This is a genomic window from Cupriavidus mimosae (genome assembly GCF_023952485.1).
Taxonomy (GTDB): Bacteria; Pseudomonadota; Gammaproteobacteria; order Burkholderiales; family Burkholderiaceae; genus Cupriavidus; species Cupriavidus taiwanensis_C.
Genome location: NZ_JALHRY010000001.1, coordinates 626986 through 652051, shown reverse-complemented (window position 1 = coordinate 652051; position 25066 = coordinate 626986). Strand labels below are relative to the sequence as shown.

General features: G+C 63.8%; 22 protein-coding genes. 7 read left to right on the top strand and 15 right to left on the bottom strand.

What is annotated here, in order from left to right; translation table 11 throughout:
- Positions 1-38 precede the first annotated feature (38 nt).
- Positions 39-1430, top strand: coding sequence for an MFS transporter (locus MKD50_RS02840; protein ID WP_115701596.1), 1392 nt, complete (start codon positions 39-41; stop codon positions 1428-1430).
- A gap of 111 nt (positions 1431-1541) precedes the next feature.
- Here MKD50_RS02840 and MKD50_RS02835 read toward each other — a convergent pair whose 3' ends face one another.
- The 3 genes from MKD50_RS02835 to MKD50_RS02825 all read right to left on the bottom strand — a co-directional run bounded on the left by MKD50_RS02835 (position 1542) and on the right by MKD50_RS02825 (position 4405).
- A complete protein-coding gene (locus MKD50_RS02835) occupies positions 1542-2519 on the bottom strand; it encodes a Bug family tripartite tricarboxylate transporter substrate binding protein (protein ID WP_240070970.1) in 978 nt (325 codons plus the stop codon).
- A gap of 94 nt (positions 2520-2613) precedes the next feature.
- Complete coding sequence (locus MKD50_RS02830) at positions 2614-3426, bottom strand: SDR family oxidoreductase (protein WP_115701601.1); 813 nt, start codon at positions 3424-3426, stop codon at positions 2614-2616.
- Between the two features lie 49 nt (positions 3427-3475).
- Positions 3476-4405, bottom strand: coding sequence for an IclR family transcriptional regulator (locus MKD50_RS02825; RefSeq protein ID WP_252666321.1), 930 nt, complete (start codon positions 4403-4405; stop codon positions 3476-3478).
- A 343-nt stretch (positions 4406-4748) separates the two neighbouring features.
- Here MKD50_RS02825 and MKD50_RS02820 point away from each other — a divergent pair, with 343 nt between their 5' ends.
- Positions 4749-5090: a YciI family protein gene (locus MKD50_RS02820; protein ID WP_252666320.1), complete on the top strand. Its 342-nt coding sequence runs from the start codon at positions 4749-4751 to the stop codon at positions 5088-5090.
- 150 nt (positions 5091-5240) lie between these two features.
- On the opposite strand, the gene MKD50_RS02815 is transcribed toward MKD50_RS02820, so the two are convergent.
- The 6 genes from MKD50_RS02815 to MKD50_RS02790 all read right to left on the bottom strand — a co-directional run bounded on the left by MKD50_RS02815 (position 5241) and on the right by MKD50_RS02790 (position 13645).
- Positions 5241-6302 (bottom strand): VWA domain-containing protein, encoded by a 1062-nt coding sequence (locus MKD50_RS02815; protein ID WP_252666319.1) that lies wholly within the window; start codon positions 6300-6302, stop codon positions 5241-5243.
- 945 nt (positions 6303-7247) lie between these two features.
- On the bottom strand, positions 7248-7949 hold the full coding sequence (locus tag MKD50_RS02810) for an NAD(P)H-dependent oxidoreductase (protein ID WP_252666318.1): 702 nt from the start codon (positions 7947-7949) through the stop codon (positions 7248-7250).
- A 30-nt stretch (positions 7950-7979) separates the two neighbouring features.
- A complete protein-coding gene (locus MKD50_RS02805; RefSeq protein ID WP_252666317.1) occupies positions 7980-9167 on the bottom strand; it encodes an acetyl-CoA C-acyltransferase family protein in 1188 nt (395 codons plus the stop codon).
- Positions 9168-9447: 280 nt separating this feature from the next.
- A complete protein-coding gene (locus tag MKD50_RS02800; protein WP_252666316.1) occupies positions 9448-10458 on the bottom strand; it encodes a GlxA family transcriptional regulator in 1011 nt (336 codons plus the stop codon).
- 959 nt (positions 10459-11417) lie between these two features.
- Positions 11418-12632, bottom strand: a complete 1215-nt coding sequence (locus MKD50_RS02795) for a M20 aminoacylase family protein (protein WP_252666315.1) — start codon at positions 12630-12632, stop codon at positions 11418-11420.
- Positions 12633-12640: 8 nt separating this feature from the next.
- The gene (locus MKD50_RS02790; protein ID WP_252666314.1) at positions 12641-13645 is read right to left on the bottom strand and encodes a Bug family tripartite tricarboxylate transporter substrate binding protein; all 1005 of its coding nucleotides are present in this window, start codon (positions 13643-13645) and stop codon (positions 12641-12643) included.
- A gap of 124 nt (positions 13646-13769) precedes the next feature.
- On the opposite strand from MKD50_RS02790, the gene MKD50_RS02785 reads away from it, so the two are divergent.
- The 3 genes from MKD50_RS02785 to MKD50_RS02775 all read left to right on the top strand — a co-directional run bounded on the left by MKD50_RS02785 (position 13770) and on the right by MKD50_RS02775 (position 16834).
- Positions 13770-14681, top strand: a complete 912-nt coding sequence (locus tag MKD50_RS02785) for a LysR family transcriptional regulator (protein ID WP_240070974.1) — start codon at positions 13770-13772, stop codon at positions 14679-14681.
- 533 nt (positions 14682-15214) lie between these two features.
- Complete coding sequence (locus MKD50_RS02780; protein ID WP_240070975.1) at positions 15215-16228, top strand: 1-aminocyclopropane-1-carboxylate deaminase; 1014 nt, start codon at positions 15215-15217, stop codon at positions 16226-16228.
- Between the two features lie 417 nt (positions 16229-16645).
- Positions 16646-16834 carry a DUF1484 family protein gene (locus tag MKD50_RS02775; RefSeq protein WP_252666313.1) on the top strand — a complete coding sequence of 63 codons (189 nt, stop codon included), beginning with the start codon at positions 16646-16648 and terminating at the stop codon, positions 16832-16834.
- Between the two features lie 37 nt (positions 16835-16871).
- Here MKD50_RS02775 and MKD50_RS02770 read toward each other — a convergent pair whose 3' ends face one another.
- Both MKD50_RS02770 and MKD50_RS02765 read right to left on the bottom strand, forming a co-directional pair.
- Positions 16872-17129, bottom strand: coding sequence for an ATP-binding protein (locus MKD50_RS02770; RefSeq protein WP_252666312.1), 258 nt, complete (start codon positions 17127-17129; stop codon positions 16872-16874).
- Positions 17130-17210: 81 nt separating this feature from the next.
- Complete coding sequence (locus tag MKD50_RS02765) at positions 17211-18107, bottom strand: LysR family transcriptional regulator (RefSeq protein WP_252666311.1); 897 nt, start codon at positions 18105-18107, stop codon at positions 17211-17213.
- Positions 18108-18219: 112 nt separating this feature from the next.
- Here MKD50_RS02765 and MKD50_RS02760 point away from each other — a divergent pair, with 112 nt between their 5' ends.
- Positions 18220-19206: an NAD-dependent epimerase/dehydratase family protein gene (locus MKD50_RS02760; RefSeq protein WP_252666310.1), complete on the top strand. Its 987-nt coding sequence runs from the start codon at positions 18220-18222 to the stop codon at positions 19204-19206.
- Between the two features lie 136 nt (positions 19207-19342).
- On the opposite strand, the gene MKD50_RS02755 is transcribed toward MKD50_RS02760, so the two are convergent.
- From MKD50_RS02755 to MKD50_RS02745, 3 genes are all read right to left on the bottom strand, one after another.
- The gene (locus tag MKD50_RS02755) at positions 19343-20737 is read right to left on the bottom strand and encodes a class II fumarate hydratase (protein ID WP_252666309.1); all 1395 of its coding nucleotides are present in this window, start codon (positions 20735-20737) and stop codon (positions 19343-19345) included.
- A gap of 3 nt (positions 20738-20740) precedes the next feature.
- Complete coding sequence (locus MKD50_RS02750) at positions 20741-21727, bottom strand: tripartite tricarboxylate transporter substrate-binding protein (RefSeq protein WP_252666308.1); 987 nt, start codon at positions 21725-21727, stop codon at positions 20741-20743.
- Between the two features lie 183 nt (positions 21728-21910).
- A complete protein-coding gene (locus MKD50_RS02745) occupies positions 21911-23284 on the bottom strand; it encodes a class-II fumarase/aspartase family protein (protein WP_252666307.1) in 1374 nt (457 codons plus the stop codon).
- Between the two features lie 143 nt (positions 23285-23427).
- On the opposite strand from MKD50_RS02745, the gene MKD50_RS02740 reads away from it, so the two are divergent.
- The gene (locus MKD50_RS02740) at positions 23428-24162 is read left to right on the top strand and encodes a GntR family transcriptional regulator (RefSeq protein WP_252666306.1); all 735 of its coding nucleotides are present in this window, start codon (positions 23428-23430) and stop codon (positions 24160-24162) included.
- Positions 24163-24252: 90 nt separating this feature from the next.
- Here MKD50_RS02740 and MKD50_RS02735 read toward each other — a convergent pair whose 3' ends face one another.
- Complete coding sequence (locus MKD50_RS02735) at positions 24253-24969, bottom strand: TetR/AcrR family transcriptional regulator C-terminal domain-containing protein (protein ID WP_240070983.1); 717 nt, start codon at positions 24967-24969, stop codon at positions 24253-24255.
- Positions 24970-25066: the final 97 nt, after the last annotated feature.

Here is a 25066-nt window from a genome sequence, read left to right as displayed (position 1 = left end):
TCCGACCCGGGCGCGGCATTGTCTCCAATGTCTCCCCCATGCCGCCAGAACAAGGCCTGCCCCAGCCCCAGCGCACCTGGGCCATCCTCACCGTTTTCTTCGGCCTGATCATGGCCGTGCTCGACGGCTCGATCGCCAATATCGCGCTGCCGTCGATCTCGCGCGAACTGCAGGCCGATCCCGCCAGTACCATCTGGGTCGTCAACGCCTACCAGCTGACGGTGACGGTATGCCTGCTGCCGCTGTCGTCGCTGGGAGACATCCTGGGCTACAAGCGGGTCTACCGCGCGGGGCTGGCGACCTTCCTGGTGGGCTCGCTGCTGTGCGCGCTGGCAGTCAACCTGCCGATGCTGGTGGCCGCGCGCGTGCTGCAGGGCATCGGCGGCGCCGGCATCATGAGCGTCAACACCGCGCTGGTGCGCTTTATCTACCCGCCCACGCGCCTGGGCCGCGGCATCGGCCTCAATGCGCTGGTGGTGGGCGTGACCATCGCGGTGGGCCCATCGCTGGGCGCGCTGATCCTGGCGGTGGCCAGCTGGCCCTGGCTGTTCGCGGTCAATGTACCGGTAGCCATCGCCGCGCTGGCGCTGAGCCGCACCGCGCTGCCGAACACGCCGCCGCAGCCACGCGGTTTCGACTACCCCAGCGCGCTGCTGTCGGCGCTGGTGTTCGGCATGTTTATCCTGAGCGTCGACGGCCTCGGCCACCCCGGCTGGCGCCTGGCCGGCTGCGCGGGCGTGGCGCTCGCGGTGGGGGTGGGCTGGCTGCTGGTGCGGCGCCAGCGCGGACGCGCCGCGCCGCTGGTGCCGGTGGACCTGTTCGCGAGCCGCGCCTTTACGCTGGCGGTGGGGACTTCGTTCTGCTCGTTCATGACGCAGATGCTGTCCTTTATCGCGCTGCCGTTCTTCCTCGAATACCAGCTCGGGCGCTCGCTGCAGGAGACCGGCCTGCTGATCACGCCGTGGCCGCTGATGGTGGCGGTGATGGCCGCGGTCTCGGGCCGGCTGTCGGACCGCTATCCGGCCAGCATCCTCGCCGGCATCGGCCTCGCGATGCTGGGCGGCGGACTGATCGGCCTGGCCACGCTGGGGCCCGACGCGGGCAGCTTCGACATCGCCTGGCGCATGGCCATGTGCGGCACCGGCTTCGGCTTATTCCAGTCACCCAACAACCGCGCCATGATCGGCGCCACCCCGCCGGAACGCAGTGGCGGCGCCAGCGGCGCGCAGGCCACCACGCGGCTGCTGGGGCAGACCACCGGCACGGCGCTGGTGGCGCTGCTGTTCAGCTTGTCGCCGGCCAGCGCGGCGCGCATGGCGTTGTATGTGGCGGCGGCGGTGGCGGCGGTGGGAGCGATGATCAGCCTGAGCCGGTTGCGCGATCCCGGAGGTGAGACGGCGGTGCGGGAGGCGGTGGAGCCGGATGCGTAGATGAGAATGCGCTGAGAAGCGGCCGGTTTGCGCCCCTCTCCCGCGAGCGGGAGAGGGAGCACACAAGCGGGAATGGGAAAGCCCGTCGCTAATGCTCTGTCGGCACCTAACCTACTCCGCCTTCGCCCCCGACTCCTTCACCACCCTCGCCCACTTGGCGATTTCCTGGCGCTGGTACGCGGCCAGCTTTTCCGGCGTGCCGAGCACCGGATCCAGGCCCAGCGTCTTCAGCTTCGCCTGCACCTCGGGCAGCGTGAAGATGCGGTTGAGCTCGGCATTCAGTTTGGCCACCACCTCCTTCGGCGTGTTCGCCGGCGCGAACACCGCGAACCAGGAATCCGCCTCGAAGCCCGGCAAGCCCTGCTCGGCCAGCGTCGGGATATCCGGCGCCGAGGCCGAGCGCTTGGCGCTGGTGATGCCGAGTGCGCGCAGCTTGCCTTCGCGCACCACGGGCAGGGCCGAGGGCAGGTTGTCGAACATCATGGTGATATGGCCGCCGAGCAGGTCGGGGATGGCCATGGCACGGCCCTTGTAGGGAACGTGCGTGATCTTGACGCCCGCCAGCGTATTGAACATTTCCCCCGCCACATGCGGCGAGGTGCCGATGCCGGGCGTGCCGAAGGTCAGGCCGCCCGGCCGCGCCTTGGCCAGCGCGATCAGCTCCGCCACGTTCTTCGCCGGCACGCCGGGATTGACCACCAGCACGTTGGGCGTCGAGGCGATCAGGATCACGGGCGCGAAGTCCTTGACCATGTCGTACGGCATCTTGCTGTACAGCGCACCGTTGATCGAATGCGTGCCGACGGTGCCGAGCGCCAGCGTATGGCCGTCGGCGGGCGCGTGGGCCACCGCCTCGGCGCCGATATTGCCGCCCGCGCCGGGCTTGTTGTCGACCACCACCGGCTGGCCCCAGGCGGGCGAGATCTTTTCCGAGACGATGCGCGCCAGCGTGTCGGGCGCGCCGCCGGTAGGGAAGCCCACCACGATGCGGATGGGCTTGGCGGGATAGCCCTGTGCCTGCGCGGTCGCCGCGCTGGACAGGAAAGATGCGGCAAGCACTGCCGCCGCGGCAACGGTACCGAAACGCATGGGATGTTCCTCCGGTTGCACGCGGCTGCGTGGCCGCGCGCATTGTGAAGGCGGCGGCAATGCCGCCGCCGGAACCTGCCAGGCTGCCCGCGCTTCAGACCGCGATGCCGCCGAACTCCTGCATCACCTTGTCATGCAGGCGGCGCATGCCGCGCAGCCAGCGGTCATAGTCCTGGCCCTTGCGGCGATAGTACTCAAGCACTTCGGGGTGCGGCAAGATCAGGAAGCGCTCGTCGGCCACGCCTTCCAGCGTCACCGCGGCGACATGCTCGGCGGTGACCGAGCCCTCCTGCAGGAAGCCCTTGCGCTCGCCGTTCTCGCCGAACAGCATATTGGTCTGCACGCCCTGCGGGCAGATGCAGCTGACCTTGATGCCGCGCTCGCCGTAGGTGATCGACAGCCACTCGGCAAAGCCGATGGCGGCATGCTTGGTCACCGCATACGGTGCCGAGCCGATCTGCGACAGCAAGCCCGCCGCCGACACCGTGTTGACGAAGTAGCCGTCGCCGCGCTCCAGCATCTGCGGCAGCACCGCCTTTGCCGCATGGATGTGCGCCATCACGTTGATGTCCCAGATGCGCTGCCAGTCGCCGGCGCTGGCGTCCAGGCCCTTGCGCAGGATGATGCCGGCGTTGGAACAGAAAATATCGACCTGGCCGAAGCGCTGCGTGGCCAGGTCAGCCAGCCCCTGCACCGCAGCCGCGTCGGCCACGTCGACCGGCTGGGCAAACACCTGGCAAGCGGGCACGGCCGCCTGGACCTCGGCCGCCACCGCGGCGGCGCCGGCCGCGTTCAGGTCAGCCACGGCCACGCCGCGCGCGCCGGCCTGGGCAAAGGCCAGTGCCAGCGCGCGGCCGATGCCGGTGGCCGCGCCGGTCACGACGACGGTCTTGTTGCGTACTTCCATGGGTGGTCTCCTCGTTGAATTCGAATGCCGGCATCTGCGGCCGGACGCATCAGGCCCGCTTCGCCGCGCCGGGCTCGGGCCCGGGTTCCGGCTGTGCCGAGGCAAAGCGCGCGGTCGCGCGCGCGCCGCCCGGCTGCCACAGCCGCGCTTGCAGGGTCTGCGCCAGCTCGCGCACGCGCGGCCCCAGGTTGGCTTCCAGGATTTCCGGCGACAGCCGCGCCGCGGCGCCGCCGATATTCAGCGCCAGCACCTCGCTGCTGCCCGCCAGCCGCAGCGGCGCCGCCGCGCCGCTGACGGTGCGGTCCCATTCGGCATGCGCCACGCAGAAGCCGCGCCGCTCATGGTCACGCAGCGCACACTCCACGCCCGCGCGCAGGGCCGGCCAGCGCGCACCGTAGTGCCGGGCCAGCTCCGCCAGCGCGGCCTCGCGGTGATCCGCATCCAGTCCCGCCAGCCATGCCCGCCCGATCGCCGAGGTGGCCATCGGCAGCCGCGCACCCGGCGCCAGCCGGATCACCAGCGCGCCGCGCGGCTGGCAGCTTTCCAGATAAACCATGGCGTGGCGGTCCGGCATCGCCAGCGCCACCGTGCAATCCGTCGCAAACGCCAGCGACTGCATCAGCGGCTGCGCGATCTCGCGGATGCCGGCGCCCCCGACATAGCGGTGCCCCAGCACCATCGCGCCCTGCCCCAGCCGGTACTTTTCCGTCGCCTCGATATAAGTCAGGTAGCCGAGCGTGGCCAGCGTATAGGTCAGCCGCGACACCGTCGGCCGCGGAATGCCGGTACGCCGCGACAGCTCGGCATTGCCCAGGTAATCGTCCTGCGGACCGAACGCGCGCAACAGCTCCATGCCGCGCGCCAGCGCCGTGACGAAATTGCGGTCCTCGGCACAGCCATTGCCCGCCGGCACGTCGGCCGGCACCAGGATGTGCGCGGCATCGGGCGGCGGCGTGGGAATGGTGGTGGTGCGTTTCATGGGCAGCGCATGGGGCAGGCCCATTAGATTGCAGCAAAGGCGGCGGCCGCAGGGGCGCTATGTAGGGAAAGCATGTGCCCTAGAAACGGTGTTCATGGAGGCCATTCGACAGGCCGGCGCCTGTCACATCTGTCGCGCCAGAGGCGTCACTTAACGGATTGCTTATGGGCTGGCAAAGAATCGCTGCGACTGGATGCAGGTCCAGCCCAGCCCGTTGCACGACGCCGCGGTGAGGGGCATGCCATTCACAGGAGCGTGCGATCATCCGTACCAGGGCGCGTTACAGACCGTCCCATCACCCGTCAGGCCTTACCAACATCACCGTCAACCGGAGGACAAAACGATGACGAAATACCTGATCTCCTTTCCCGCAACGGCGATGAAAGTTCCCGCCGAGGAGCTCGCCGCCGTGGGCGAAGCTGCGCGCGAGGTCATACGCGAGGCGAAGGCTGCAGGCGTGTACGTGTTCGGTGGCGGTATCAACGCGGACGCCGCGCCGCTCATGGTCGCCTCCGACGGCACGGTCACAAACGAAACCTATCCCCAGACGAAGGAGTTCGACGGTGGCTTTTGTATCCTGCAGCTCCCGTCGCGCGAAGCCGCTATCCTGTGGGCTGCCAAGATCGCCAAAGCTTGCCGGTGTTCGCAGGAACTCCGCGAGTTTGGGGATGATCCTGAGAGTTGAGGGGCGGGGTCGGTCCCACTTCGATCGAGCTGGGCTTGCTCGTTGAACGGGAGCTTTGTGACAAAGCGAAGGGCAGCAGCAATACAGTGTTTACCGCTCCCTTCGGCTCCCCTACCCGCTCCAAGAATACGTGCGACGACTGACTTATGGTCACCGTCGGAACCACAACAATGACAGACTACAAGCAGCGATCAGCAGCACAACTGAGGTCCCGGCCAGCAAAGAACTGATTTCGGTCTCCCTGCGTTCGAGCGCGAAACGGGCGCTAAGCTGCCGATATACCCGCGTCAGATCCGCGGCCGAGCCGGCCAGGAAGTACTCGCCAGCAGTCAGCGTCGCGACCGCGCGCAAAGTCGGCTCATCCAGTTGTGTGAAGGAGGACTGGCTCGACTCTGCTTGGCCGTGCGGGGTACCGTAGCCTACGGTATAGACGCGAACCCCACGCTGGGCAGCCATGCGCGCGGCGTCTATCGGATCTGGCCCGGTGGTCCGGCGACCATCGCTGAGCAGGATTACCACTCCGTGCCGATAAGAGCCGGGCATCGTCGGTGGCTGTTCCAGTTCGCGCTTGCGAACGGCGTCCGCCGCAGCAGCTTCGGACCGCGTTCTTCCACCAGGTCCCGGAGCCAGGGTCTCGCCGCGGAAAAGGATAGCTTCGAGGTCGATGCCATCATCGTCGGGAAACAATACCGCCAGGGCCTGGATCAGTCCGCTGCCTGTCGCCGTGCCGTGTTGGAGTTGGAAGCGATCGATCGCATCCAGCATGTCCTGACGGTTGTCGGTTGGAGGCTGCACTACGGTGGCCGTGGCGGCAAACGAGACAATGCCCAAGCGCACGCTTGCAGGCAGTCCGATGACAAGATCTCGTGCGGCCTGCTGCGCGGCACTGATCCGACTGGGCGCCACGTCGGTTGAATTCATGCTGAGGGAGGTATCGACAGCCAGTACCACTGTGATGATGTCTGACGGCAGGGTGATGGTCGCGGCAGGCCGGGCGCACGCCAGAAGGGCCGCACCCAACGCCAAGAGAAAAAGCAGCGGCGGGATGTGACGCCGAAGGCGTAGGCTGTGCCCCAACGCGGCGCGCGGCAGAGCAAGACTGGCATACAACAGAGCAGCTTTCTTGCGTCGTGCTATCAGGTAGACGTAGGCACCTGCTAGCAAAGGGAGAAACCACAACAGCCAGAGCAATTGCGGCCAGAGAAACTGCATGCCGTACTCCATGGCGCGTTGATAAAGCGATGATACTGCAGGCTTATGCGCCAGGTGCAATGAGCATGTTTGCCGATCGGCAACGGTAAAATGCGCACGAAAAGAAACTTACCGCACACTGAGTCCCGGCCCCTTCCCTACGGCCGTCATCACGCCTGCCGCGCCATCGGCCTAGCAGTGTCGGTGCTGGCCTGCTCAACCGTGCTTGTTGATACAGACAAAGGACGCGACGCGTTCCAGCGCCTCCATCTCGGCGAGGATGCGGCGCCTTCCACCAGGTAGCTTTCACCCTCCGGCGTCAGGCTGATACGACACGTGGTCCGGTTATGCACGGCAGACCGATGATCCGACGGCTGAGACCGGCCATGAGCCGCCGTTGGAGCCCTTGCGCTTCGGTCACTCGAACGTCGGTTTTATCTCAGATAGCGGCCGATTCCCATGCTCTCATGCTTAGCGTTGGCAAATAGGATACGCGGTCTCATGGGACCACCCCACCCGGACCGACAACGCCGCCGCTCAGGGGCTACTACTCCGCGCCCTTGTAACTGCGGCCTGCTATGGGCGTCGACAGATTGTAAGAGCGTAAGAACAGCACACTGACCGCACCGATGACGCCGAACAGGCCCGCCACGCCAGCGTCGAGGTAGTAGCGAGCTTCAAGGTGCAGCGCCAACACGACCTACAAGATGCTGAACGCGCCGAACACCGTCGCTTGGAGCAACTGAGCAGCCATTGCTGTTGCATTAGCTCAGCGCACTACTAGATGCTGTTTCGGACTCAACACCCAACCTGTCTCTAAATCGCGAGTTTTCGCATTTTGGCCACGCTGTCGGGCGTGGCGCTACCGGTGGCGCGCCCATCTCACTTGTGAGAAGCTCTGAAACCCTGACCTGACCGAAACACGGCCGACTACACGCACGATCTGGTGGGGTGACAAGCGAGCCCTCAGAGCCGTCGAGACAACGTCGAATCAAAGTCGCCAATCTTGGGCATCTGCAAGATCGGACGCTGCTCAAGACTAGTTAGTTCTGAGCGCCATTGATCAAGCATGACTGAACGTTCCTGGAGGCTCACATACGGCACGTGATAGGAAAAGTGCGGCTTGAGGACATCAAAGCCAACATAGCCCAACGTACCTTGAAGCAAGGGCCGTAGCATCATTTCGAGGTCTCCGTGGATACCGCCATCACAAACCATAGCTTTTCGCCCTCCGAGCGTGGCACACACCAATGCCTTCTTTCCCTTCATGCCGCCGTGTTCATAGATGCGCCGCCCACCATAGAAAGCGCCCGATACGAACACACGGTCAATCCACCCTTTAAGGATTGCCGGCGCGGCGAACCAATAGATCGGGAACGTGAGTAGAAGAAGGTCGCATCGTCGGACCTTCTCGATCTCCTTGATGATGTCTAAAGACAACGTTCCCGTATCGAGTCCGTGCCTCTGTTCAAGCGCGTAGACCAGGTACTTGGCATTCTGAGGAACCAGAAAATCCGCTGCACTCGCGACCGGATTGAAGTGCTGCGCATACAGGTCGGTTATCTCGATGTTGTGGCCCGCCGCCGACAAAACGTCGATCGCCGCCTTCTTCAGCGCTGACGTGAACGATTCTGGCTCGGGATGCGCGTGAACGATTAACACATTCATGTCTTGACGTCTCCTGCATCGGCGCAGTGCTTACAAGCGCTCGATAACGACGGCAATACCTTGGCCGCCGCCAATACACATGGTCACGAGGCCGTAGCGGCCAGCGGTCCGTTGAAGTTCGTGAATGCACTTCACAGTCAGGATGGCGCCGCTTGCACCAAGCGGATGCCCCAGAGCAATTGCACCGCCGTTGGGGTTCGTCTTGTCGGGATCAAGTCCCAGTTCGTGGCAAACACTGAGTGCCTGTGCTGCGAATGCCTCATTGGATTCAATAACGTCCAAGTGGTCGACACGAAGTCCTGCTCGCTTGAGTGCAAGCTGGACCGCCGGGATTGGTCCGGTTCCCATCAGCGACGGCTCGACCCCCGCTACCGCGTATGAAACCAGTCGTGCCATCGGACGAAGCTTCAGACGCTCCGCGGCGCTTTCGTCGGCCAATAGGCACGCCGCAGCGCCGTCATTCAATCCGGATGCATTGCCGGCGGTGACCGTTCCGTTTTCCTTATTGAAGGCCGGCTTAAGTTTGGCAAGGGACGCAAGCGTAGTGTCCTTCTTCGGATGCTCGTCCTCGTCAAACATGACACTGCCGTGACGTCCCTTTACCTCCACTGGCACAATCTGCGATGCGAACCTGCCCTGTTCGATGGCCTCAACTGCGCGCCGCTGACTCTCCAACGCGAAGGTGTCTTGCGCCTGTCGGCTGATCCCGAATTTTTTCGCGACATTTTCGGCGGTAATGCCCATGTGGCCTGCGCCGAAAGGATCGGACAATGCGCCAGTCATCATGTCAACAAGCTTTGCATCGCCCATCCTGGCGCCCCAACGAGAACTCGAGACGGCATAAAGAGCGCGCGACATTGTCTCGACCCCGCCGCCTACGGTCACCTCGGTCTCTCCGAGTCGAATAGCATTCGCGGCTGTCACGATCGCCTGAAGCCCGGAGCCACAAAGCCGGTTCAATGTGAGTGCCGTCGAACCCGTAGGCATTCCCGCCTGCAATGCAGAGACGCGCGACACATACATATCCCGAGCCTCGCTGTGGATCACATTGCCCATTACCAGTGCTTCCGCAAAGTGCGGTGCGAGCCCGGCTCGCTGCAACGCAGCCCGCACGACAATAGTGCCAAGCTCGCATGCCGAAACTTCCTTTAATGCTCCGCCGAAGGTTCCGATGGGAGTGCGGACAGCGCTGACGAATACCACGTTCGGGTTGGACATTTTTGCTCCTGGGATTGAGGAAACGAATTCGACCGCAGGAGCGCATGGCTAGAAATGGTCAGCGCTCGACAACAATCTGCGGCGAAGTTTACGATCCCCAACCCGGGGGCTACAGCGGCAAAAATGACATTTTCTGTGCGAATAGCGCCAAACGCCATCGACCTGAATCGTTGCACCGTATGGTTGCTATGCCTCGAGCGTTAGGGGCTTTGCGACGTCCGTCAGGTCGCTGCAGAGCATATGCGCAAGCAATATTGGCGACGCCGCTCAAAAAGAAGCCTCAGCTCCCCTTCCCTTCGCTTCCAAAACGCCCGCGATAAGCCCCTGGGCTTAGCCCTACCTTCTCCCTGAACAGTCGACAAAACGAACTTGTATCGTTGTACCCGACGCTCACGGCGATCTGTTCGACATTGAGGTCCCCTGTTTCCAGCAAACTCCGTGCAGCCTCGATCCGCAAGCTTTGAAGGTAACGAAGAGGAGACTGAGACAACGCGGCCTGAAAGCGGCGAATGATAGTTCGCTCGCTGACGCCTAGATCTTTCGCCATCTCCGACATCCTCACGTCTTTGATCATATTTTTCTGCAGCCAATGCTGCGCACGGTGCACCACGGAATCGCCGTGGTCTTTGTCCGTCAGCAGCGGGAGGTACGGCGTCTGCTTGGTCTGACTGACATCTATGAGCATCGACTTGGCACACTGCGAAGCGATAACCGGCCCCGCGAAGCGTTCGATGATGCGAATTGTTTGCAAGAGGTACGAGGCGGAGGCGCCGGCGCAGACAAGGCGGTCAGCTTCGGTAATGACAGGATCAAGCTGCAGATTGACTCTTGGGAATCGTCGACTAAACTGTTCCGCCAGCCACCAACTCGTTGTCGCCAGGCGTCCGTCGAGTAGCCCGGTCGACGCGAGGACGAAGGTCCCAGTGCAGTTTGCAGCGAGATAGGCCCCCGCATCCCATTGACTCACCAACCACTCACGGACGACCGACTGCCGCGCCAGCAACCGGTCGAATGCCTTGCTGCCGGAATAGTGAGCACTTGGAATAAAAACAATACTGAACTGGTCACCCGCACGAATAGGCCGTGTGGCTACTTGGAGTCCGTTGCTTGTGACAATCGGCCCTCCGGTGGGGGAAACAAACTGCCACTCAAAATGCGAGCCCTTGGCGCCGTGTCGCTTCCTCAAATGCGAATTCGCAATCTGCAGAACATCGGCGAAGCCCCCCAGGCTCGACGCGTAGCATTCGTCATACGCCAGGATAGCGGCACGGTGCGCGGAATGTCCGACCATACAATCGACCTGTGCAAAAATTCACTGCATCGCGGGGGAGCAGTCACCCTCGACAAACACAACATCCCAGCCACAAGTGCAATGGATTGTCATCACCAGTACGGACAGCCGCCGAAGTTACGTAGGCGTCGCCCGCCTATGGGGATAGAACACTCAGCGCAAGAGATGTCTCAATTCGCACAACATATGGCAGTTTAGCCAATGTACGGCAACGCCGCCAGCCAAGAAACTATGCATGAATCAGTTCTGAGCCGCAGCCATGTTGCTCGCGCACTGCGGAAACGAAGCGGACGCGCTTGCGCTTGCGCTTGCGCTTGCGCTTGCGCTTGCAAGTAGTTGTGACACTGCCTGCCTTCGGCCGCCTGGCACGCCAGCGTGGGTCGTCATTTGGGTTTTGTTTTTGATCAGTCCCCGGCAGACGAGAGTGTTGGGTGCTGGTGGGCTTGATTGAAGGAAACCACGCTCTTGAATTGAGCCAACTTATGAAGTGCTAAGGGAATTGCGCTAACCCCTTAGAAGCCCAGGGCGTCTCGCGCCCGCGTCGACATCGATCTGGCGTCATGCACGCGTACTTGCACGAGTTCGCGATACCGATCCGCATGCGGCGGGGGATGGCATCGACCAGCTAGATTTCATAGTCAGCCTGAGGGCTGCGCAGTAGAGCCTTGCATTGCAAATATGTCTACGCAACTCAACAACTTTCCCCTAATCAACCGCTCGTCCTACCGGTATATGAAACAGCCGGCTCCCCCGAGCACTTGGTCGTGCCGTGGACATGTAATGCAACCGAAGGGCTGCATTGCGTCAGATTTCTGCCCTTCAATTGCGGCTTAGCCGAACGGCTCTGATGGGTCGATTCCGGCCTTCGACCATCTCTTGTCCTCGGACCAAGTGCGTGCCCATCTCGCCGAACTGCTCAGAACGAGGCGCAAATCTTGAGCGTCCCACACTCGGCTAGCCTAGGCACTTGTCCGGGCGTCCGCCGCGTGGCCCGGCCATGGCTGGTCCACCAGGAAGCGCTCGCATAGCAGCGCCCAGTAAGCCGCGCCCACCGGAATATTCGCGTCGTTGAAGTCATAGCCTGGGTTGTGCACCATGCAGCCGCCCTCGCCCCCCTCGCCATTGCCAATCCACAGGTAGCAACCAGGCACCGCGTCGAGCATGAAGGCGAAGTCCTCGCTCGCCGCGATCGGTGGTGCCTGGCAGTTGACGTGAGCGGGCCCCAGCAGTTCCAGCGCAACCTGGCCAGCAAACGCCGTTTCCGCCGGCGTGTTCACCAGCACCGGATAACCGCGCTCGTAGTCGATCTGCGCCGCCACGCCGTAGCTTTGCGCCTGAGCAGTGACCAGTTCGCAGATGCGCTGCTCGACCCGATCGCGTACCTGGCGATCCAGCGCGCGCACACTCAGCCTGAGCACGGCTTGCGCAGGGATGATGTTGGAAACGGTGCCCGCCTGGAAAGCACCCACCGTGATCACCGCCGTTTGCAGCGGATCGACATTGCGCGCCACGATGGTCTGCAAGGCCATCACGATCGAAGCGCCGGCCACGACCGGATCGGCCGCGTTGTGCGGGAACGCCGCATGGCCGCCGATGCCTGTAAGCGTGATGGTCACGTTGTCGGCCGAAGCCTGCGCCGCGCCCTGGCGCATCAGCAGCCGGCCCGGCGCCGAGCCGGGGGCGTTGTGCATGGCGAAGATAGCATCGCAAGGGTACTTGTCGAATAGTCCCGCTTCCATCATCCGCCTGGCCCCACCCAGGCCCTCCTCCGCCGGCTGGAAGATCAGGTTCAGCGTGCCGCTGAAATTACCATGCAGTGCGAGATGCCTGGCCGCGCAAAGCAGCATGGCGGTATGCCCGTCGTGCCCGCAGGCATGCATTACGCCGGGATGGCAGCTGGCATAGGGCAGCCCGGTGGCTTCGGCCATCGGCAGCGCGTCCATGTCGGCGCGGATGCCGAGACTGCGGCTGCCGCTGCCGCGCCGCAGCCGGCCAACGACGCCGGTGGTGCCGAGCCCGCGTTCCACCTCGTAGCCCCATTCGGCGAGCAGGCGGGCCACGATCCCGCTGGTGCGGTGCTCCTCGAAGCCGAGTTCCGGATGGCGATGGATGTCGCGGCGGATGGCAACGAACGCTTCCGTGCTGTCCCGCAGCGCGGCCACGAGGGGATGCATGGCGTCCTTCATTGTGGCTGCAGGCCGATGGCACGGGCGATGCCGCGGTACTGGTCGATGCTCTGCTGGTAGGCCTTCTGGCTCTCCGCCAGCGATGCCGGACGGGATGCGGGCAGGTTCGCGGCATCCAGACTGGCACGTACCGCCGGGTCGGCCAGCGTCTGCGCCAGCGCCTTGTGCAGCGCCTGCACGACCGGCTCGGCGGTGTCCTTCTTCACGAAGACGCCGGCCCAGGTCGAGTAGTTGAAGCCGCGCAGCGCCCTGCTTTCATTGACGCTCGGCACGGACCTGACCGCGTCGAGCCGCGTGGGTGACAGCACCGCCAGCATCCTGACCTGGCCGGTTCGCATGCGCTCGATGTCGGGCTTGCCGAACGGCGAGATAAAGATATCGACGATGCCGCCCACCAGGTCCTGGATCACGGGCGCGCCGCCCTTGTAGGGCACGTGCGTCATCGGCGCCCCGATGGTCTGCGACAGGTGCGCCCCGAGCAGGTGGTAGAGCGAGCCGATGCCGACGCTGGCATAGGTCAGCGGCTTGCCCGCGCGGGCCGCCTGCGCGGCATGGGCCGCGAGTTCATCGACATCCTTCACCGGCAGGTCCTTGCGCACCAGGATGGCCAGGTCGACCGCGCCGACCATGTGTACCAGCCGGAAGTCCTCGCTCTTGTACTTGATGGCGGCATTCGCCAGCGGCGTCGTGATCAGTTCGCCGGGGCCGGCCTGCAACAGCAGGTGCCCGTCGGCCGGCGCATGCAGGACCTTCTGCGCGGCGATCGCGCCGCCGGCCCCGCCCAGGTTCTCGACGATGACCGGCTGGCCGAACTGCCGGCCCAGCGGCGCATTGAGGTTGCGGGCGACCACGTCCGACAGCCCGCCCGCCGGGAACGGCACCAGCAGCGTGACGGGCCGCTCGGGATAGGCGTAGGCCGGCGCCAGGCCCATGCACAGCAGGCCGGCCACCGCGCCGCGCAGCAGCCGGCGGGCAATGTTCTGGAATCGGATTCGGGTCATGGCAGTCTCCTCGCGTCTTGCGTCGCTTTGTGTGTTGTGCGAAGGATCGTATCGGCCAGCCTGCTATGTGTCCAATGCATTACTCGTCTAAAATCTATTCATAAAACTCATTCACGAGGCATCGATGCACCTCAAGCACCTGCGGCACCTGCTCATGGTCGCGGACGCGGAATCGTTCAGCCGCGCCGCGCAACGGCTGCACCTGACCCAGTCGGCGCTAAGCCGCAGCATCCAGGCGCTGGAGGACGAGCTCGGCGGCAAGCTGATCGACCGCCATGGCCGGCGCAATGTACTGACCCCGCTGGGCGAACTGATCGCCGAGCGGGCCCGGCGCATGCTGTTCGAGGAAGCCGAGCTGCATCGCAGCGTCGAACTGTTCCACCGCCATCACCTCGGCGCCATCCGTGTCGGTCTGGGCGCGGGCCCCGGCGCGGTGCTGATGACGCCGTTTCTGCGCCACATGGCCATGCACCACCCCGGGATCCAGGCGGCGGTGTCACTCGGCACTTCCGACGCGCTGATGATCCAGCTGCGCCAGCGCACGCTGGACGCGGTGATCGTCGAGGTCACCAGCGTGGCGCCGGCCACCGATCTGCGCCACGAACTGCTGGCGCAGCTTCAGGGCCGCTTCATCTGCCGCGCGGGCCATCCGTTGCTGCTGCAGGCCGCGGCCGGCGAGGCCGTGACCTTCGACGATGTCATGCGCTATCCGCTGGCGTCGGCTCCGCTGAGCGCAGAAGTCGCGCGCGGGCTGGTAAAGCGCTTCGGCCCGCGCGCCGATCCCGAGCATTGCCTGAGCCTGCGCTGCGAGAACGTGCGCAGCCTGGTGGACGCCGTGCTGGATTCGGACGCGATCCTGTTCAGCATCGTCGCGGCGGTGCGGACGGAAATCGCCGAAGGGAAGCTGTGCCAACTTGCGACCACGCCGGCGGTCGACGACGGCCCCCGCTATGCGTTCTTCACGCTGGCGGGCCGGACCGAGGCGCCGAGCATGGCGCTGTTCCGGCGCTTCGTGGACGAGCACCTGCACGACTGACGGGGGCTTTGGGCGACGCGATTTGAAAGTGTTACCGGCGAGAGCCTGTCCGAGTGGCTTGCGATGCCATCCGCTGGCACGTCCGGTTTGCGCGGCCGTTCAGGCGCTATCACTTGCCGAATGCTGCGTGGCAGCAGCGTCTCAGTCCGGCCATGCGGCGTCGTTCGACCGCCTATGGACTGAGACGCTCAGCCGTCCGGTCTCTAATTGGAAACAGCCAGTCGGCCACCGACTATGCAGGCGAATCATCGGCCATCGCTGCCACTCTGTGTGACGAAGACAGGCCGGTGTAGCCCCAAAGCCCTTCCTTAATCTGTTGCAATCCGATCCGACCTGATAATCACATCGGATCGTTGTATTGGGTGCTCAGGCTATACCGTGAGGCGCGAGCGTACGCGACACAAGTCCTATTTGAATTCCACTTCGCCCCCAGGCGAGGCGCCGCAGGTGAAGGTGCGCCACGCTCCAATATCTTGCCCTTTTGGACCTAATCTAGAGTCAATCTTCCCCCATTCTTCGACAGGGAGTTCGCCATGGCACTTGATCTCGAAAATCGCTTCGGCCGCATCTCGCTTGGCTTCTTCCCATCGCCGATTCATCGGCTCAATCGGCTGTCCGATGTGCTCGGCATTTCGGTGTGGGCAAAGCGCGACGATGTGTCGTCCGGGCTCGCGTTTGGCGGCAACAAGATTCGCAAGCTTGAGTGGCTCGTCGCTGACGCAGTGAAACAAGGCGCCGACACGCTCGTTTCCATCGGCAACATTCAGTCGAATCACACGCGCCAGGTTGCGGCCGTCGCGGCGGTGCTCGGCATGCGCTGCCGGCTAGTGCAGGAGGAGTGGACACACTGGGACGATCCGGTCTACGACAAGGTCGGCAATATCTTGCTGTCGCGGCTGATGGGCGCCGAGACGCTGCTGGAGGGAGAGGGCTACTCGACCGAGGTGAAGGAGACGTGGTCGCGCGCCCTCGAGCAGGTGCACCGGGAAGGCGGCAAGCCTTACGCGATTCCGGCGGGTGCATCCGATCATCCCCTTGGTGGCCTCGGCTATGCGAACTTCACCGATGAACTCGCGCGTCAGGAAAAGGAAATGGGCGTATTTTTCGACACCGTGATCACCGCGACCTGCACCGGCTCGACACAGGGCGGCATGGTCGCAGGCTTCAAGGCGCAGGACAGACCACGCCGCCTGATTGGCATCGATACCGCATGCAACGAGGCGATGACGCGCCGCGCCGTGGCGAAGAGCGCGCGACAGACGGCGGAACTGATCGGCATCGGCAAGCCAATCGACGACGCCGACGTGATCGTCGATCCTCGTTTCGCGGGTCCGGACTATGGCCTGCCCGACGATCTGACGATCGATGCGATCCGCACCGCAGCGCGGCTTGAGGCGATGCTTACCGATCCGGTGTACGAGGGCAAATCGATGGCGGGCCTGATCGCGATGGCGAAGGCGGGTGAGATTCCGAAGGGAACGAACGTGCTGTACGTGCATCTGGGCGGCGCGCCCGCTCTCAACGCTTATCACAAGGCGTTCGCGTGATCGGCTTGCACAAGATCGTATGAGCCCCGCGATCACTCAGTCATTCGAACGTCGAGTCTCGCCATGACTCCCATAACGCACCTGCCTTGATCCCACCACACCAACTTCAAGTACTTGGCCGCCTCCATTGCGAATCGTCTGATCGCCATCCCCCACGGAGAATGGAAAACTTAGCCCATCACCGAAACAACGGTGATCGGGCGTCGCAACCCGCTATTCTCTCTGACGGATGGTCGCTCATGCGACCATCCCACACGCACGCGCGCGTCGCTTCACTATGGCGGGCCGGGTGGGGCAGCCGATAAGGCTGGCCGGTGTTCGTCAGAGAGCCGGTATTGCGACCCCCGCTGTCAGGCCCGCCACCCTCTTCCGATTGCGGCATCAGGCGGGTCTCCCAACCTTCTTCAGGAGAACGCAATGCAAGAGAAAACCCATCCGCAGCACGAAACCATTTTCATTGGCATACCGGCAGAAACCGTGGAATCGCTCGACCGTGTCCAGGCCGGCATGGATAGTGTCCTGTCGCTGCTGGAAATTGAAAGCGAACGCTCGGAAGGCTGCCACCGGCGTCCATTGCCTGCTGACGATGATCAAGCTGCAGCTTGATCAGGTCGCAGAGGCGTTGAGCCCCGAGGCTGAAGCGTCATGACACCTGCTGATCCGGCTCAGCCCCTGCCGCGGCCCCGTCTTCGCGCAGCCAGACGATAAATTCCGCGCCCTGCCCGACCGTACTTTCCACGGTAATGCGGCCACCATAGCGCTCGACCAGCGCGTAGCTGATGGACAGGCCGAGGCCGGTGCCCATCTGCTTCTTGGTGGTGAAAAGCGGATAGAACAGGTTGGGCAGGTCTTCTTCCAGCCAGATTTGCTGTCCCTCGCCGCATGGGAACGTACCGGCCAAGTTCGTCGGGCCTACTGCGTGCAGGCATGGCCTCGTACGCAAGCCTTTCGCCTCGCCCCCATTGATTATCACCATTGAAGGCTACGCGCTCTTGCTATAAGCAGACAATCCTGCCGCCAGTGCCGCAAAGGTCACGGCGCAGCGCGCGCTTTCCCGCAGGTCTTCATGCATGGCAATCCAGGTGTCCATCGTCAGCGAGAACTGGCGGTGGAGGATCCGCACCAGCTGCTTGTCCCGCGCGGCCAACGCTGACTGGCACACACCGATGCCCAGGCCCGCGCGGATAGCCGCCAATTGAGCCAGGTCGCTGTCGGCCCGGAAAGCGAAGCGGTCCCGCGAAAACTCAGGGGCCTTTTCCTGGAACCGGCGAATATAGGCGTTCTCCTGATCGAAGCCGATCAGCGCGTGGCCGGACAATGCCTCCATCGATCTGGGAACCCCCCGGGCCGCAAGGTAACGCTTATGGGCGTGCAGGCCGAGCTCGATCCTGCCGACGCGCCTGGCCACCAGTGCCTGCTGCACCGGCTGGAACATGCGTACCGCAATGTCCGCCTCGCGATGCAGGAGATCGTCGGCCCGGTTCGACAACACCAGCTCGATCACCAGTTCCGGATGCTCGCCATGCAGCGCGGCCAGGATCGGCGGCAGCACTTCGACGCCGATGACCTCGCTGGCCGTCACTCGGACCGTGCCTCGCACGCCGGCTCCGTGGCCACTTGCCGCCCGCCGCAGGGCGGCCGCCGTGGCAGCGATACCGGCGGCATAGGGCCTCAGTTCCAGCGCGGCGTCCGTGGGCGCGAAGCCATCAAAGGATCGGGTAAAGAGCGTCAGCGCGAGAGCCGCCTCGAGGTTGTCAATGTGCCGCCCTACGGTCGGTTGCGTCAGGCCCAACGCCCGTCCCGCCGCGGATAGCGAGCCAGTCTCCATAACCTGGAGAAAGCTCCGGTACCACTCCCAATTCGGTTCGCTGTCGGCCATGGTATGCAAATTTGTTTAGCTGCTAGCAGATTCTAGGCAATTTTCTTTTTCGCTGTCCATGCGCACACTGCCGTGATTCGCAACCCGTTCGCCCCACCCAAAGGAAGCCACCATGTCCAGGATCGCATTGTTCGGCGCCGCCGGCGTCATTGGCAAAAGCATCGCCTCGGCTCTGCGCAGCCAGGGCCGCGCCTACCGCGTCGTCGGCCGCAATGACGCCAGCCTGCGCAAGGCCTTCGGCGCCGACCCATTGGCCGAAATCGTTACCTGGAACCCGGATTCGCCGGCCTCGGTGCGCGCCGCCGCGGACGGCGTGGACACGCTGATCTACATGGTCGGCGTGGACTACTGGCAGTTCGACTTGCACCCGAAGCTGATGCGCCAGACTCTCGATGGGGCGGTGGCCGCCGGCGTCCGGCAGTTGATCCTGATTGGTACCGTGTATCCCTACGGTCGGGCGGGGTCCAACCCGGTACGCGAAAGCCATCCCCGCGAACCGCACACTTTTAAAGGCCGCATGCGCAAGGCCCAGGAGGACCTGCTGATGCAGGCCCATGCCGACGGCCACATCCGCGCTACAGTGTTGCGCCTGCCGGACTTCTACGGCCCCGGCGTGGAGGCCAGCCTGCTGCATCGCGCTGCACAGGCAGCGGTGCATGGCGGCACCGCCGACATGGTCGGCCCGATAGACCGCCCGCATGAGTTCGTGTTCGTGCCGGATGTCGGCCCGGTGGTCGCGCGGCTTGCCGATACACCCGCCGCCTTCGGCAAGATCTGGCACCTCGGGGGTGCCGGTACCACGACCCAGCGCGATCTGGTCGCGGAAATGGAGCGCCAGACCGGCGCGAAGCTCAGGTTGCGCGTGGCGGGCAAGACGATGCTGCGGCTCATTGGCCTGTTCAACCCCTTCATGCGCGAGATGGTGGAGATGCACTACCTGATGAGCGAGCCGCTGATCATGGACGACTCGGCGCTGCAGCGGCTGATCGGCCCGATCCACAAGACGCCCTATGCGCAAGGCATCCGCCAGACGCTGGCGGCGGTTCCCGGGAATCGCGCTCCACTGCGACGGCCTGAAGCGGATGGACAGAACCCATGAAGCACGAATGCGCCTTAGGGTGAGGGAAAATCAGATCGTGGATGCACCACGTTCTATTTTGCACGCCGGTGTCGCAGCACACTGCCCGCGTGAAAAGAGTCCCCGACCTCGCGCAAAGTGGCCCAGTCTGCCGAGGTTATCCCGCCCCCTGTGCCATGCGCCGCAAATCAACGAGACGGTCATACTCGTCGCCGCTCAGGATTCCGAGGCTGACGGCCGCCTCGCGTGCGGTGCAACCGTGAGCCTTGCCATGTGCGACGATCCGCGCCGCCTGATCGTAGCCGATATGTGGGTTGAGCGCGGTAGCCGCCAGGAGCGGAGCGTCAAGCTGGCGCGCGAGTCGGTCACGATCGGGTTCCAGTGCGGGAATCACTCGTTCTGCTACGGTACGGGCGCTATCGGCAAGCACACGGATCGACTGCAGCACGTTGTAGATGAGGACCGGCTTGGCCACATTGAGTTCGAAGCTGCCGGATGCCCCCGCCATGGTTGCGGTGACGTGGTTGCCGGCAACCTGCATGCCCGCCTGCACCATGACCTCGGCGATGGTCGGATTGCGCTTTCCCGGCATGATCGAGGATGTCAGGCCCTCATCGGGCATGACAAGCTCTCCGATGCCACAGTGCGGGCCGGAACTCATCCAGCGCAGGTCATTGGCGATCTTGATGAAAGAGGCCGCGATGACGTTCAACACGCCGGACAATTCCAATAGCGCATCGTGTGCGGCCATGCCCTCGACCTTGCATGGGTTCGGACGAAATGGCAAACCGGTCAAGCGACTCGCCTCGGCGCAGAATGCCTCGGCGAAACCTGCCGGCGCATTGAGCCCCGTGCCTGCCGCCGTGCCTCCCTGCGGCAAGGACAGCAGGCGCGGCATCGTAGCTTCCACCCGCTCGATGCCATGGCCCACCTGGGCCGCGAAAGCCTCGAAGCCCCGTCCCAGCGTGGTTGGCACCGCATCCATCAGATGGGTGCGGGCCAACTTGAGGATGTCCGCAAAGGCGGCCGCGCGCGACTGCAGACTGGCACGCAGCGCGCCCAGCGCCGGCAGCAGGCGGTCTTCGAGCTCCATCACGGCGCTCAGGTGCATCACGGTCGGAAAGCTGTCGTTGGACGACTGCGAGCGGTTGACGTGGTCGTTGGGATGGACCGGACGCTTCGTGCCCAGCGCCTCGCCCAGCCGCTCGTTGGCACGATTGGCGATGACCTCGTTGGCGTTCATATTGGTCTGGGTGCCAGACCCCGTTTGCCAGATGGTCAGCGGAAAGTGTGCATCGAAGGCACCGCTGCGCACCTCGGCCGCGGCGGCGACGATGGCCTGGGCCAAACCGGGCTCGAGTTCCCCGCACTTCAGATTCGCAACCGCCGCCGCCATCTTGTGCAGGCCGAACGCATGAATCAGGCATGCCGGGAACCGCTCGGTGCCGATGTCGAACACGGCCAATGCGCGCTGGGTCTGGGCGCCCCAGTACCGGTCAGCCGGAATGTCAACCGGACCAAAGGCGTCGTGCTCTACGCGAGTCTTTAGCATCGTTCAATCCAGCGAGATATTTGCCTTGGCCGCCAGGACCTTCCAGCGCGCCACCTCGCTCTCGGTATGTTTGCCGAGGGCGCTGGCGGTGTACTTGCCCGCCGGCAGCATCTGGATGGCCTGGGCGGACAGGCGGTCCGTGAATGCCTTGTCATTCATGACCTTCAGGTAGGCGGCCTGCACCTTGTCGATCACCGGCTGCGGCGTTCCCTTCGGGGCGTAAATGCCGTACCAGGTGGCCGCTTCGAAACCGGGGGCCACCGTTTCCGCCAGCGTCGGCACATCCTTGAGCTGCCCCACCCGCGTTGCCGAGGTGACGGCGAGGGCGCGGACCTTCGCTTCGGTGATTTGCGGCAAGGCCGTGTTGGTCTGGTCGAACATGCCATCGACCTGTCCGCCGATCACGTCGATCAGTGCAGGTCCCGCACCCTTGTAAGGCACCAGCGACACCTTGATACCCGCCGCCGAAGCGAACATCGCCGCGATGAGGTGCGAGGTGGAGCCCATGCCCGCATTGCTGATGAACAACTTGCCCGGGTTCTGCTTGCCGTACTCGACCAGCGCTTTCACGTCCCTGGCCGGATGGTCCTTGCGAACCATCAGCACCATCGGCGTATCGGGGAAGCGAAACACCGGGGCGAAATCCTTCACCGGATCATAGGGCAGCTTCTTGTACAGCGCGGGGGCAGCGCCCATGTAGCCCATGTGCCCGACCAGCATGGTGTAGCCGTCGGCCTGCGCGCGGGCCGCCTTGGCCGCCCCGACCGTACCGCCTGCGCCGGGGGAGTTGTCGATAACGATCGACTGCCCCAGCTCGCGCGACACGCGTTCTGCAATATTGCGGGCCAGCGCGTCGGTGGGGCCACCGGCCGCGAACGGGACGATCCATGTGATCGGCTTGGTCGGCCACGCCTGGGCATGGGCCGGCGCTGTGGCGGCGAGCATGGCGACGGCCAGCGCGGCACGCACGAAGTTGGCGAAGGATTGCATGCTTTTGTCTCCTGTATGCGTCTTGTAGATGGGATGGTCAGCGGGCCATGGCCCGCTCCAGCGGCACGCCGTCGGGATTAACCAAGACGGCGATACCACGGCAGCCGCTTGGGTGTCGCCTCGATCGGCGCGTGAGTGGTAGAAGTATTCATCTATGTCTCCTGCGAACCGGGGCGCGCGACTTCAGGCCACTTCGCCGGACAGCGCAATGGCGCGATCTACCATTTGCGGCGCCAGGCCGAGGTAGTTCACCGGGTCCACCATGTGTTCGATGTCTTCGCGGTCGAAGTGCTGCGTCACGATGGGCAGCGCGAGGAGCGCTTCGGCCAGCGTGCCGCCCTGCTCGTTCACGGTGCGGCAAGCGTCGTAGACCACGTCATGGGCCTGCTGCCGGCCAATGTGCGGGGCCATGCGCATCATCACGGCTTCGGCCACGATCAGGCCCTTGGAAATGCCGAGGTTCGTGGCCATGCGAGATGCATCGACGATCAGTCCGCCAAGCGCGAACTTCGCCTGGTGGAGTGCGCCGGCCGTCAGGATGAAGCTCTCGGGGATGGCGATCCACTCGGCATGCCAGGGTCCGGTGGCGCGCTCGAAGTCCTGCACCAGTGCATCGACCATCAGGCCGGCGTGCTGGCGCACGGCCTTCGAGGCGGCCAGCATCAGCTCGCTCGAGATCGGGTTGCGCTTCTGCGGCATGGTGCTGCTGGCGCCGCGCCCCTTGACAAAAGGCTCATAGACTTCGGCAAACTCGGTCGAGGCCATGATCATGATGTCCAGCGCGATCTTGCCGAGCGAGCCGGTGATCAGCGCCAACAGGTTCACCGCCTCGGCAAAGCCGTCGCGCGCCACGTGCCAGGTGGTAGCCGGCACGCCCAGGCCCAGTTCCTGCGCCAGCGCGCGCTGCACATCCAACCCCTTCTCGCCCAGCGACGCCAGCGTGCCCGCGGCCCCTGCAAACTCGACCACGGCCACCCGCGGGCGCAGTTCGGCCAGGCGCTGCTGGTGACGGTCGAACATCGCCAGCCAGATGGCAACCTTGTAGCCGAAGGTCACCGGCAAGGCTTGCTGAAGGTGGGTACGGCCAGCCATCGGGGTGTCGCGGTGCTTGACGGCCAGGCCGGCCAGAATGCCGCGCAAGGCGCGGATATCGGCTTCGATGCTGTCGAGCGCATCCCGCACCTGCAAGGCCACGGCGGTGTCCATGATGTCCTGGGTGGTGGCACCCCAGTGAACATAGCGGCCGGCCTCGCCACACATTGCCACCAACTGATGCACCAGCGGCAGGATCGGATAGCCGACAATATCGGTTTCTTCGCGCATGTGGTCGAAGTCGATACGCTCGATACGGCTTTCCCGGGCAATGACCTCGGCCGCCTGTGCGGGGATGACGCCCGTACGCGCCTCTGCCCTGGCCAGGGCGACTTCAACGTCGATGTAGCGTTGTACGAGCGCGCCATCCGAAAAGATCTCGCGCATGGCTTTGGTGCCGAAGGCATCGCGAAACAACGCGGAATCAACGACGGTACTGGCAGCAGGAATCGTGTAGTGGGGCATGACGGACCTTGTGGAAATCAGGCGGGAATTCGCATATGTTCGAACATATCCGCCATTAAATATGTTCGAACATATCTTGGAAATGCGCGTTAACCCTCAAAAGGGTGCGCATCAGGTCACCATAAAAGTGCTGTAAAGGGCCAATGAGCAAATCAAACGCTGCAGACATCAAGGGGCAATTGCTGGAAGGCATCACCTCAGGACGCTTCCCGGTGGGAACGCTGCTGCCCACCGAGTTCGAGCTGTGCGAGCAGTACCAGGCCAGCCGCTACACGATTCGTGCGGTGCTGCAAGAACTGCAGGACATGGGGCTGGTATCGCGCCGCAAGAACGTCGGCACACGCGTGGAGGCCATGCGTCCGAAGGCCGTGTTCAAGCCGACGCTGGCGTCCGTGGAAGACCTGATGCAGTTTGGCGAAACGCACCGCCGCGTGGTGCAGTCGGTGGAAACGGTGACCGCGCCGGCAGAGGTAGCGGCGGATCTGGGCGGCACGCCCGATACGCTGTGGCTGCGCATTTCGAGCGTACGGCTGGACGAGGACGCCAGCGCGGCACCGATGGCGTGGACCGACATCTATATCGAGGCCGGCTATGCGGACATCGGGCCGATCGTGCGCGGCATGCCGGACGTGCTGGTCAGCTCCTTGATCGAGTCACGCCACGGTCGACCGATTGCCGAGATCGAGCAGGATGTACGAGCTTCGACGCTGCAGGACTCGCGCATCGGCCATGCGCTGGGGCTGGAGTTGGGATCGCCTGTGCTGAAGATCGTGCGCCGCTATATCGACGAAGCGGGGGAAACGTTCGAGGTATCGGTGACCATCCATCCTGCAGAAACGTTCTCCGTTACGACTCGCCTGAAACGCACGGCGGGATGATTTTTATAAGCGAATCGAGCGTGCGCTCGGCGTTCGCCGTGGGCACTCCGTTGTATCGATCATCCTTTGTTCCCCCGCCAGGGCGTCCATTTATCCGCGTCGTTCAGAACGCTTTCTTGCCGGACTGGCGACGCTCTTGCCTGCATTCAGGGATGGGGCAGCCTTGCTCGGGGGCTCGCTGGCCAGCTGCTTGACGCCTGCGATGATCAGTTCCAGCCCCGTACTGAAGCGTGCATCGAAATCGGTGGAAAAGATGGCCTCCCGCGCCGCCATATTCCTCGGATAGCCGCGCCGCGCCAACTCCTCGAACGCAGTCTTGCGTGAAGCGACATCGAACGCGCTGTGGGGTCCGAGTGCCTGTTCTTCCATCACAAAGCCCAGGATGTAGTAGAGAACGCTGAAGGAATACGTCGAAGCACGGCACACATCGACGCCGGCCAGCTCGAATGCTTCCAACATCGACTCGTTGATGCGCAGCACGTTGTCCGACACGACATAGGTGCCCGCAAAGACACGGGCACCATCACGGCGTTGCCTTAGCGCCTGCCGCAGCGCGGCAGCAATTTGCCTGAGCCGGCTGTCCCAGGGCTGATCCGGGCTCTGGGGCAGGACAACATTGATGACCAGTGCGTCCGCCACGGCATCGATAAGTTCTTGTTTCCCGCTGAAATGCCAATAGAGCGACGGGGCCTGTATGTCGAGGGCCAGCGCCAGCTTGCGCAGCGTCAATCCATCAAGACCCTCCTGATCCAAAAGGTCCAAGGCCGCTTGAATGACCTGGTCACGTTGAATCTTTGGAGCTTTCATTGAAATCCGTGTTTGCAATCTAACACCGTTAGTGTACCATCGCTCGCAACTACCTAACACCGTTAGGTTTGAACCGGCTTAGCCACGCCGCACAGAC

What these genes read in the sequence shown, in the direction of transcription:
- MKD50_RS02820 (WP_252666320.1), top strand. Translation starts at nt 4,749, where the DNA reads ATGACGAAATACCTGATCTCCTTTCCCGCAACGGCGATGAAAGTTCCC.
- MKD50_RS02825 (WP_252666321.1), bottom strand. Translation starts at nt 4,405, where the DNA reads ATGAAACGCACCACCACCATTCCCACGCCGCCGCCCGATGCCGCGCAC.
- MKD50_RS02780 (WP_240070975.1), top strand. Translation starts at nt 15,215, where the DNA reads ATGGCACTTGATCTCGAAAATCGCTTCGGCCGCATCTCGCTTGGCTTC.
- MKD50_RS02790 (WP_252666314.1), bottom strand. Translation starts at nt 13,645, where the DNA reads ATGACCCGAATCCGATTCCAGAACATTGCCCGCCGGCTGCTGCGCGGC.
- MKD50_RS02830 (WP_115701601.1), bottom strand. Translation starts at nt 3,426, where the DNA reads ATGGAAGTACGCAACAAGACCGTCGTCGTGACCGGCGCGGCCACCGGC.
- MKD50_RS02795 (WP_252666315.1), bottom strand. Translation starts at nt 12,632, where the DNA reads ATGCATCCCCTCGTGGCCGCGCTGCGGGACAGCACGGAAGCGTTCGTT.
- MKD50_RS02750 (WP_252666308.1), bottom strand. Translation starts at nt 21,727, where the DNA reads ATGCAATCCTTCGCCAACTTCGTGCGTGCCGCGCTGGCCGTCGCCATG.
- MKD50_RS02760 (WP_252666310.1), top strand. Translation starts at nt 18,220, where the DNA reads ATGTCCAGGATCGCATTGTTCGGCGCCGCCGGCGTCATTGGCAAAAGC.
- MKD50_RS02745 (WP_252666307.1), bottom strand. Translation starts at nt 23,284, where the DNA reads ATGCCCCACTACACGATTCCTGCTGCCAGTACCGTCGTTGATTCCGCG.
- MKD50_RS02765 (WP_252666311.1), bottom strand. Translation starts at nt 18,107, where the DNA reads ATGGCCGACAGCGAACCGAATTGGGAGTGGTACCGGAGCTTTCTCCAG.
- MKD50_RS02775 (WP_252666313.1), top strand. Translation starts at nt 16,646, where the DNA reads ATGCAAGAGAAAACCCATCCGCAGCACGAAACCATTTTCATTGGCATA.
- MKD50_RS02810 (WP_252666318.1), bottom strand. Translation starts at nt 7,949, where the DNA reads ATGAATGTGTTAATCGTTCACGCGCATCCCGAGCCAGAATCGTTCACG.
- MKD50_RS02740 (WP_252666306.1), top strand. Translation starts at nt 23,428, where the DNA reads ATGAGCAAATCAAACGCTGCAGACATCAAGGGGCAATTGCTGGAAGGC.
- MKD50_RS02840 (WP_115701596.1), top strand. Translation starts at nt 39, where the DNA reads ATGCCGCCAGAACAAGGCCTGCCCCAGCCCCAGCGCACCTGGGCCATC.
- MKD50_RS02815 (WP_252666319.1), bottom strand. Translation starts at nt 6,302, where the DNA reads ATGCAGTTTCTCTGGCCGCAATTGCTCTGGCTGTTGTGGTTTCTCCCT.
- MKD50_RS02805 (WP_252666317.1), bottom strand. Translation starts at nt 9,167, where the DNA reads ATGTCCAACCCGAACGTGGTATTCGTCAGCGCTGTCCGCACTCCCATC.
- MKD50_RS02835 (WP_240070970.1), bottom strand. Translation starts at nt 2,519, where the DNA reads ATGCGTTTCGGTACCGTTGCCGCGGCGGCAGTGCTTGCCGCATCTTTC.
- MKD50_RS02785 (WP_240070974.1), top strand. Translation starts at nt 13,770, where the DNA reads ATGCACCTCAAGCACCTGCGGCACCTGCTCATGGTCGCGGACGCGGAA.
- MKD50_RS02735 (WP_240070983.1), bottom strand. Translation starts at nt 24,969, where the DNA reads ATGAAAGCTCCAAAGATTCAACGTGACCAGGTCATTCAAGCGGCCTTG.
- MKD50_RS02755 (WP_252666309.1), bottom strand. Translation starts at nt 20,737, where the DNA reads ATGCTAAAGACTCGCGTAGAGCACGACGCCTTTGGTCCGGTTGACATT.
- MKD50_RS02800 (WP_252666316.1), bottom strand. Translation starts at nt 10,458, where the DNA reads ATGGTCGGACATTCCGCGCACCGTGCCGCTATCCTGGCGTATGACGAA.